General features: G+C 71.0%; 5 protein-coding genes and 1 pseudogene. All 6 read left to right on the forward strand.

Annotated features, from left to right (window positions below; all coding sequences use genetic code 11):
* A pseudogene (locus tag ABT085_RS43685) lies at positions 1 to 141 on the forward strand (flavodoxin-dependent (E)-4-hydroxy-3-methylbut-2-enyl-diphosphate synthase); the annotation flags it as partial.
* 27 nt (positions 142 to 168) lie between these two features.
* Positions 169 to 2,052, forward strand: a complete 1,884-nt coding sequence (dxs, locus tag ABT085_RS43690; RefSeq protein ID WP_351621993.1) for a 1-deoxy-D-xylulose-5-phosphate synthase — start codon at positions 169 to 171, stop codon at positions 2,050 to 2,052.
* On the forward strand, positions 2,049 to 3,434 hold the full coding sequence (locus tag ABT085_RS43695) for an aspartate aminotransferase family protein (RefSeq protein WP_351621996.1): 1,386 nt from the start codon (positions 2,049 to 2,051) through the stop codon (positions 3,432 to 3,434). The genes dxs and ABT085_RS43695 overlap by 4 nt, the downstream gene beginning before the upstream one ends.
* 31 nt (positions 3,435 to 3,465) lie before the next feature.
* On the forward strand, positions 3,466 to 3,864 hold the full coding sequence (locus tag ABT085_RS43700) for a hypothetical protein (RefSeq protein ID WP_351622005.1): 399 nt from the start codon (positions 3,466 to 3,468) through the stop codon (positions 3,862 to 3,864).
* A 139-nt stretch (positions 3,865 to 4,003) separates the two neighbouring features.
* Positions 4,004 to 4,669 (forward strand): helix-turn-helix domain-containing protein, encoded by a 666-nt coding sequence (locus ABT085_RS43705; RefSeq protein ID WP_351621999.1) that lies wholly within the window; start codon positions 4,004 to 4,006, stop codon positions 4,667 to 4,669.
* Positions 4,666 to 4,791, forward strand: coding sequence for a DUF6126 family protein (locus ABT085_RS43710; RefSeq protein WP_351622002.1), 126 nt, complete (start codon positions 4,666 to 4,668; stop codon positions 4,789 to 4,791). Before ABT085_RS43705 ends, ABT085_RS43710 begins: the two co-directional genes overlap by 4 nt.
* Positions 4,792 to 4,870: the final 79 nt, after the last annotated feature.

Raw genomic sequence — 4,870 nt, forward strand, 5'->3', positions numbered from 1 at the left:
ATCTTCGTCAAGGGCGAGGTGATCAAGACCGTGCCCGAGTCGAAGATCGTGGAGACCCTGATCGAGGAGGCCATGAAGCTCGCCGAGCAGATGGAACAGGACGGCGTCGCGGCAGGGGAGCCGGCCGTCACCGTGAAGTGAACGGCACGAACCGAAGGGGGCCCGAGCGTGACCATTCTGGAGACCATCCGGGGACCACGCGACCTTAAGGCGCTGTCCGAGGCGGAACTCGGCGAACTGTCCGAGGAGATCAGGGACTTCCTGGTGCACGCGGTGGCCAGGACCGGCGGACACCTCGGGCCCAACCTGGGGGTGGTGGAACTCTCCATCGCGCTCCACCGGGTCTTCGAGTCGCCGGTCGACCGCATCGTCTGGGACACCGGCCATCAGAGCTATGTGCACAAGCTGCTGACGGGACGTCAGGACTTCTCCAAGCTGCGCGGCAAGGGCGGCCTGTCCGGCTACCCCTCGCGCGAGGAGTCCGAGCACGACATCGTCGAGAACAGCCACGCCTCCACCGCGCTCGGCTGGGCGGACGGCCTCGCCAAGGCGCGCCAGGTGCAGGGGGAGAGCGGCCATGTCGTCGCGGTCATCGGCGACGGCGCGCTCACCGGCGGGATGGCCTGGGAGGCGCTGAACAACATCGCGGCCGCCAGGGACCGGCCGCTGATCATCGTCGTCAACGACAACGAGCGCTCCTACGCGCCCACCATAGGCGGCCTCGCCAACCACCTGGCGACCCTGCGCACGACCGACGGCTACGAGCAGGTCCTGGCCTGGGGCAAGGACGTACTGCTGCGGACCCCGGTGGTCGGGCCCACGCTGTACGAGTCGCTGCACGGGGCGAAGAAGGGCTTCAAGGACGCCTTCGCACCGCAGGGCATGTTCGAGGACCTGGGGCTGAAGTACGTCGGGCCGATCGACGGCCACGACCTCAAGGCCGTCGAGTCCGCGCTGCGCCGCGCCAAGCGCTTCCACGGGCCGGTCCTCGTCCACTGCCTCACCGAGAAGGGCCGCGGCTACGAACCCGCCCTCGCCCACGAGGAGGACCACTTCCACACCGTCGGCGTGATGGACCCGCTCACCTGCGCGCCGCTCGCCCCGGCCGGCGGGCCGTCCTGGACCTCGGTGTTCGGCGACGAGATGGCCGCGATCGGGGAGGAACGCGACGACGTCGTGGCGATCACCGCCGCGATGCTGCACCCGGTGGGCCTCGGCAAGTTCGCGGCCCGCTTCCCCGACCGGGTCTGGGACGTCGGCATCGCCGAGCAGCACGCGGCCGTCTCGGCGGCCGGTCTCGCCACCGGCGGACTGCATCCCGTGGTGGCCGTCTACGCCACCTTCCTCAACCGTGCCTTCGACCAGTTACTGATGGACGTGGCGCTGCACAGGTGCGGTGTCACCTTCGTGCTCGACCGGGCCGGTGTCACCGGTGTCGACGGCGCCTCCCACAACGGCATGTGGGACATGTCGATCCTCCAGGTCGTCCCCGGGCTCAGGATCGCCGCGCCGCGCGACGCCGACCAGCTCCGCGCCCAACTGCGCGAGGCCGTGGCCGTGGACGACGCGCCGACACTGGTGCGCTTCCCCAAGGAGTCGGTGGGCCCGCAGATCCCGGCCGTCGGCCAGGTGGGCGGCCTCGACGTCCTGCACCGCAGCTCGGGCACGCCCGAGGTGCTGCTGGTGGCCGTCGGCGTCATGGCTCCGGTCTGCCTCCAGGCCGCCGAGCTCCTCGAGGCGCGCGGGACCCACTGCACCGTGGTCGATCCCCGCTGGGTCAAGCCCGTCGATCCGGCGCTGCCGGGCCTGGCCGCGGAACACCGGCTGGTGGCCGTCGTCGAGGACAACAGCCGCGCGGCCGGGGTCGGCGCGGCGGTCGCGCTCGCCCTCGGCGACGCCGAGGTCGACGTACCCGTACGGCGGTTCGGCATCCCGGAGCAGTTCCTCGCACACGCCAAGCGCGGCGAGGTGCTCGCCGACATCGGCCTCACCCCGGTCGAGATCGCCGGACGGATCAGCGCAAGCCTGGCAGTCAAGGAGAAACAGGGATGACCGAGGAGTTCGACCTCGCCGCGCTGCTGGCCGAGCGCGGGGCCGAGCGCTACGAGCTGCACGCCAAGCACCTCAACCACCAGCTCCCGCGCATGCTGCACACCATCGGCTTCGACAAGGTCTACACCCGCGCCGAGGGCGCCTACTTCTGGGACGCGGACGGCAACGACTACCTGGACATGCTCGCCGGGTTCGGGGTGATGGGCCTGGGCCGCCACCACCCCGTGGTCCGCAAGGCGCTGCACGACGTCCTCGACGCCTCTCTCGCCGACCTCACCCGCTTCGACTGCCAGCCGCTGCCCGGGCTGCTGGCCGAGCGGCTCCTCGCGCACAGCCCGCACCTGGACCGGGTGTTCTTCGGCAACAGCGGCACGGAGGCGGTCGAGACCGCGCTGAAGTTCGCCCGCTACGCCACCGGCAGGCCGCGGATCCTGTACTGCGACCACGCCTTCCACGGCCTGACCACCGGCTCCCTCTCCGTCAACGGCGAGTCCGGCTTCCGGGACGGCTTCGCGCCGCTGCTGCCCGACACCGCCGTCCCGCTCGGCGACCTCGACGCGCTGGCCCGGGAGCTGAAGAAGGGCGACGTGGCGGGCCTGGTCGTCGAGCCGATCCAGGGCAAGGGCGTGCACGAGGCCCCGCCCGGCTATCTGCGCGCCGCCCAGGAACTGCTGCACCGGCACAAGGCGCTGCTCATCGCCGACGAGGTGCAGACCGGGCTGGGCCGCACCGGCGACTTCTACGCCTACCAGCACGAGGACGGCGTCGAACCGGACCTGGTGTGCGTGGCCAAGGCGCTGTCCGGCGGCTATGTGCCGGTCGGTGCCACGCTCGGCCGGGACTGGATCTTCAAGAAGGTCTACTCGTCGATGGACCGGGTGCTCGTCCATTCGGCGAGCTTCGGGTCGAACGCCCAGGCCATGGCTGCCGGGCTCGCCGTGCTCTCGGTCATGGAGAACGACCAGATCGTCGCCAACGCCCGCGCCACCGGGGAGCTGCTGCGGTCCCGGCTGGCCGCGCTCACCGGCAAGTACGAGCTGCTCGCCGACGTCCGCGGCCGGGGCCTGATGATCGGCATCGAGTTCGGCCGGCCGAAGTCGCTCAAGCTGCGCGGCCGCTGGAGCATGCTCCAGGCCGCGCGCAAGGGGCTGTTCGCGCAGATGGTGGTCGTCCCGCTGCTCCAGCGGCATCGGATCCTCACCCAGGTCTCCGGCGATCACCTCGAGGTGATCAAGCTGATCCCGCCGCTGGTCATCGGGGAGCGGGAGGTGGACCGGTTCGTCGACGCCTTCACCGAGGTGATGGACGACGCGCACAACGGGGGCGGGCTGGTCTGGGACTTCGGCCGGACACTGATCAAGCAGGCGGTGGCCAACCGGTAGTCCGGGCGGGGTGTCGGTGCGCTGCGGCATGATGACGGCCGTGAACACCGAGATGCTCAAGGACATCTGGCAGCGGCTCCTCACCGACCCCGGCAAGTCGTGGGTGCTGTTCGAGCACGGCACCTGTGTCGTGCTCACCGCCCCGGAGGGAGACCTCGCGGACCAGGCCACCGGGATCCTGCGGGAGTTCGGACCCGTGCACGTCGGATCCCCGGCGGGGGACTTCGGGGTGATCGACCTCAAGGACGCCGACGGATGGGTCGTCACCGGGCAGCACAACGACGTCCTCACCTACGTCGGCCCCGACGAACCGCACGAACGGTCGGACATCGCGATAGGGGTGTTCGGGCGGTCCAAGCGCCACCGCGACGGCACCGAACTCCACGTCGTCCATGTCGAGGACAAGCGCGACCGGGCGCACCAGGACTGATCACGGGCACCGGGCACAGGCACCGGTACCGGCACGGTCACGGACCGTAGGTGGTCGCCGGGCGGTGCTCCACGGCCTGCGGTTTGCCTGAGAGGCAAGTTATTTGCCTGGGAGGCAATTGGCTGGCTCAATGGATCCCATGAGCTTTCCCGAAGCCGCCCCCGAGCCGCCGCTCGGCCCGCCGGCAGAGCCGGTCGCGGAACCGGCGGCGGAGACCGCCGAAGGTCTCCCGGCCGTCGCGCCGCGGCTGCGCGCCCTGCGCCGCCGGGCCGCACTGACCCTGGAGGCCGCCGCCCGCGCCGCCGGGCTGTCGCCCGCCCATCTCTCCCGGCTGGAGACCGGGCAGCGCCAGCCCTCACTGCCGATGCTGCTCACACTCGCCCGCGTCTACGGTACGACAGTCTCGGACCTGCTCGGCGAGACGGTCCCCGACCGGGACGCCGTGCTGCGTGCCGGTGACATGGAGCCGACCGCCGCGGGCGGCTGGACGTACTGGCAGGCCGGCTCGCCCGGCCGCGGGATGCAGCCCCTGCGGGTGCGTGTCCCGTACGGCTCGCAGGGCGACATCGTCCGCGTGCACCCCGGCGAGGAGTGGCTGTACGTCCTCACCGGGCGCATGCGGCTGCGGCTGGCCGACGCCACCCATCTGCTCGGTCCGGGCGACAGCGCGCACTTCGACTCGCTGACCCCGCACCGTATCGCCGCTCAGGACCCCGACGGGGTCGAGCTGCTGTTCGTACACACCCTGCTGCAAAGCCCGACGGCCGCCCTGTGCCTCGGCAACGTCATCGGAGAGAGGCCATGAGCGACATCGAGGAGAAGTTCCCCCGCGCCCTCTGGATCAGGCTGATCATCTACATCGCCGTGGGACACGTCCTCGCGGGGTTCATCTGGCTGCTCTTCGAGGTCGGCGCGCATCAGCAGTAGCCGCCCAGTAGCAGTAGCAGTAGCCGCCCGGCAGCGGGCGGCGTCCGAGGCCGGAGCCCGGCGGTGAACCGCCGGGCTC

Origin of the sequence: Streptomyces sp. NPDC002265, assembly GCF_040296125.1 — a bacterium.
In the GTDB taxonomy this organism is placed as follows: domain Bacteria; phylum Actinomycetota; class Actinomycetes; order Streptomycetales; family Streptomycetaceae; genus Streptomyces.